Annotated in this window: 2 protein-coding genes and 2 pseudogenes; 2 read left to right on the forward strand and 2 right to left on the reverse strand. The window is 60.0% G+C overall.

Annotated elements, in window-relative coordinates; all coding sequences use genetic code 11:
* Positions 1-663, forward strand: a 663-nt coding sequence (locus tag HDG39_RS34410) for a citrate synthase family protein (RefSeq protein ID WP_503125009.1), incomplete at its 5' end; no start/stop codon positions are given.
* Positions 664-781: 118 nt separating this feature from the next.
* On the opposite strand, the pseudogene HDG39_RS35540 reads toward HDG39_RS34410, so the two are convergent.
* A pseudogene (locus HDG39_RS35540) lies at positions 782-901 on the reverse strand (LysR family transcriptional regulator); the annotation flags it as partial.
* A 662-nt stretch (positions 902-1,563) separates the two neighbouring features.
* Here HDG39_RS35540 and HDG39_RS34415 point away from each other — a divergent pair.
* Positions 1,564-2,113: pseudogene (locus HDG39_RS34415) on the forward strand (tyrosine-type recombinase/integrase).
* 426 nt (positions 2,114-2,539) lie between these two features.
* Here the strand turns inward: HDG39_RS34415 and HDG39_RS34420 are convergent.
* Positions 2,540-2,815 (reverse strand): ATP-binding protein (locus HDG39_RS34420; RefSeq protein WP_260328460.1); only part of this gene is annotated, 276 nt, incomplete at its 5' end.

A 2,815-nucleotide genomic window follows, 5' to 3' on the forward strand; every position in this document is an offset into this window, starting at 1 on the left:
GCGGTATCGGCCGACGGTCCGGAAAGTCCCGAGCGCGTGCAGCTCAACAAGGCGCTGGTCGGCTTTCTCACCCATACCGGCTATACGCACGGCGGGAACGGGTACGAGGGCATCGCGTTCCTGATTGATGCTTTCAGGGAAACCGCGCTGGACGATCCGTCGAAGCCCGGCCACGGCGTGGACCTGCGCTCGCTCGCCGAGCGCTCGGTCGAGCGATACGCGCAGTACAAGGCGCGGCAGAAGCATGCGGGCAGCCTCGACATCGCGAAGCTGCCGGGCGTGAATCATCCGGTGTTCAAGGACAGGCCGGTCAACCACGATCCGCGCGAAGTGTTCATCGCGGAACTGTGCGGGAAGCGTGGGGAATACAACGTGTTCCATGCGTACTACCGCGAGCTGGTGCAGGCGTTGTTCGACGCAGGTGTCTCGCGCAACGTCTATTGCGTCAATGTCGATGCGGTGATCGCCGCATTGCTGCTGAAGATGCTGTGGCAGCCGCTGCAACGTGGTGAATTGACTGAGACCGATCTGGAAACCGCCGCATTCACGATCTTCCTTTATCCCCGCATGCTCGGATGCGCGGCGGAAATCGACGATCATCTCAACCGCGGACGCAATATGGATACGCGCACGCCCGCGTCCCAGTGCCGCTTCGTGGCCTGAGCGCGAGTCTTACCGGCGCGGGGCAAGGCAACTACGTGGCTGCTGTGCTTTAGGGCAGTTGCGGGCTTTCTCCCGCGTCCATTGATAACCAGCGGACATCAGCGGACATCGATCGTTCCGAAGACGACGTTCGCTCGAGATGCCGCACGCGGATTGCCTGCTCGAGCTTGTCGATGGGGCGGCTCAGCGCCGGCCACAAGATGTTGACCGCCTCGACGGCCGTTCGGAAGCCGCCCAACTATACGACGGCTCGAAACGCCTGCAAATCATTCAGGTCGAAGTTGACGTCCACAGCCCATCCTCTGCGTAGAACAGCGGCTGTTGTGCATGGTGAAGGCAAAAGTGCCCATCGGGACCGACGTTGGAGAGCGCCGGCAATTGCTGCGGAACCGAATTGCGAACGTCCGTATTCGGCGCCTATGTATAGAACTCAACTATGTATAGTTTGTTGGCTGCGAATTCGCGTAATGTAGGTGCAGCGCGGCTGGCGGCGGGCTGGTTAGCGATCTTCCAGACATAGTTTCGGCATCGGAGTCCAGTGGTGGTCCTACTTCAGGAGACCGCCATGAAAAACGTCCGACTTCCTCAACGCAGCATCGATCATTTTGCGCAATGGATTCATCGCCGTCGTGTGGACGTTTGTCGGATCGACGAATCAGTGCTCGCCGAGTTTCTGAGCGAGCACCTTCCATCCTGCCGTTGCGACGGTATCGTTCTACGCCATCGACCTAGTCTGAGCGCTGCACTAGCGAGGGGCCGATGTGGACCGTTCACGCGACCGTCGAGGTGCAAACGTCCGGAAAGCGGCGTATTGCCGCCTGACCAGAGCCGGTACCTGAATGACGGCAGCATGCCCTGAGCCGGTCCGTCAAGTGATTTGGGGTATTTCAGAAGCCGCCGCTGAAGCCGAAAGACGTCTGGGCAATCCGGATTCACCTCCCGAACGCGCACGCGGTTCGTGATCTAGCGCTATTCAATCCTGCGATCGACAGCAAGCTGCGCGGGTGCGACCTCGTCAACCTGCATGTCCGCGACGTAACCCACGGCAATCAGATACAGCCGCGCGCGATGATAATGCAGCGTAAGATCAAACGACCCGTGCAGTTCGAGGTCACAGAGCTCGCTCGCGCTGCGGTCGCTGCGTGGATCGAGAAGGCTAAGCTGAGGTCCGACGAGTATCTTTTCCCAAGCCGCCTTTCTCGGTCGCCCGCATATCTCAACGCGACAATACGCCCGGAAGGTGCATCAATGGGTCGCCGCGATCGGCCTTGATCCGACCGCTTACGGCGCACACTCGATGCGTCGGACGAAGGCTACTTTGATTTACAAGCGGACGAAGAACCTCAGAGCGGTCCAACTTCTGCTGGGACATAGGCTCGAAAGCACCGTTCGATACCTTGGCATAGAGGTCGACGATGCGCTCGAGATCTCAGCGCAAACTAAGATCTAAAAACACGCCGCGGCCGTACGACAGGCTGTTTGTCTCTGCGGCCGCATTCGCGTCGGAGGCACCGCACCTCTCGGCCAGTTTCAGCCACTTGATGAAGCTCGCTGGTCGTCCACTTTCGACTGGCACGAGACATTCACCAATGCTGATTTCACGTCGGACGCAGACTATGAAGCGGCTGCGCGGCGATGACACCCATCATCCTCGCATCTGACAAAGGGTAGCAATCCTTTCGCGCAGCGCACCTCCCGCCGAATTCCAGATTGCGCGCTCTGGCGTGTGACGGTTAGGGTGAGCGTGTGCATGGGGCGCCAATCTGAGCGTTTTTTTCGCGCAAGGCTCCATGTAACAAAAAACAGTACGCGGAGCAGAAGCTTAGGCCCGCCGAGAACCTTACGGAGCGAGGTCAATGCACCGGCAGGTTATCGATCATCGGCTATCCGCAATATGACGTTGGGTACGTTGGGCGGGTTTGAACAGGCTGATCTCGCAACCAACGTGCGCGTCGTGGAACGCCAGCGTCATGCCGTGCATGCCGGCTACGGCGGTCGCAAGACTGAGCCCCAGGCCGCTGCCGGGCGTATGACGGCTCGCCTCGCCACGATAGAAACGGCGCAGGACGGCATCGCGCTCGGTCGGTGCGATGCCCGGTCCATCGTCCTTGACCGTCACGCCGGCGCCTCTTGTGTCATGCCACAGCGTGAT

This window comes from Paraburkholderia lebeckiae, from assembly GCF_014201005.1.
Lineage (GTDB): Bacteria > Pseudomonadota > Gammaproteobacteria > Burkholderiales > Burkholderiaceae > Paraburkholderia > Paraburkholderia tuberum.